The organism is Streptacidiphilus monticola (genome assembly GCF_042658505.1).
GTDB lineage: Bacteria > Actinomycetota > Actinomycetes > Streptomycetales > Streptomycetaceae > Streptacidiphilus > Streptacidiphilus monticola.
In genome coordinates, this window is record NZ_JBHSQJ010000216.1 from 1 (window position 1) to 1,084 (window position 1,084).

The following is a 1,084-nucleotide window of genomic DNA, read 5'->3' on the forward strand; positions in this document are numbered from 1 at the left end:
TTGAGGGCCTCCTCGATCAGGGTCTCCACGATCTTCGACTCCGGCACGGTCTTGATGACCTCGCCCTTCACGAAGATCTGACCCTTCCCGTTCCCCGAGGCCACCCCCAGGTCCGCCTCCCGCGCCTCACCCGGACCGTTCACCACACACCCCATGACCGCCACCCGCAACGGCACCTCCATGCCCTCCAGACCAGCGGTCACCTCCTCCGCCAACTTGTACACATCCACCTGCGCCCGCCCGCACGACGGACACGACACGATCTCCAACCCCCGCTGCCGCAACCCCAACGACTCCAGGATCTGCGTCCCGACCTTGATCTCCTCCGCCGGCGGCGCCGACAACGACACCCGGATCGTGTCCCCGATCCCCTCCGCCAGCAACGCCCCGAACGCCACCGCCGACTTGATCGTCCCCTGGAACGCCGGACCCGCCTCCGTCACCCCCAGATGCAACGGATAGTCACACGCCGCCGCCAACTTCCGGTACGCCTGGATCATCACCACCGGATCGTTGTGCTTCACCGAGATCTTGATGTCCCGGAACCCGTGCTCCTCGAACAGCGACGCCTCCCACAACGCCGACTCCACCAGCGCGTCCGGCGTCGCCCGCCCGTACTTCTCCAGCAACCGCTTGTCCAACGACCCCGCGTTCACCCCGATCCGGATCGGCACCCCGTGGTCCGACGCCGCCTTCGCGATCTCCTTCACCTGGTCGTCGAACTGCCGGATGTTCCCCGGGTTCACCCGCACCGCCGCACACCCGGCCTCGATCGCCGCGAACACGTACTTCGGCTGGAAATGGATGTCCGCGATCACCGGGATCTTCGACTTCTTCGCGATGATCGGCAACGCGTCCGCGTCGTCCTGCGACGGACACGCCACCCGCACGATCTGGCAGCCCGACGCGGTCAACTCCGCGATCTGCTGCAGCGTCGCGTTCACGTCCGCCGTCACCGTCGTCGTCATCGACTGCACCGACACCGGCGCCCCGCCGCCGACCGGCACACTGCCCACCATGATCTGACGGCTCTTACGACGCGGCGCCAGCGGCTCCACCGGAAGCGACGGCATTCCCAACGAGA

1 protein-coding gene is annotated in these 1,084 nt (G+C 67.3%); it reads right to left on the reverse strand.

All coding sequences use genetic code 11. The features are described from left to right. Window positions 1–1,079: flavodoxin-dependent (E)-4-hydroxy-3-methylbut-2-enyl-diphosphate synthase (ispG, locus tag ACFP3V_RS31405; RefSeq protein ID WP_380591118.1), on the reverse strand; the 1,079-nt coding region annotated here is incomplete at its 3' end. Between the last annotated feature and the right edge of the window lie 5 nt (window positions 1,080–1,084).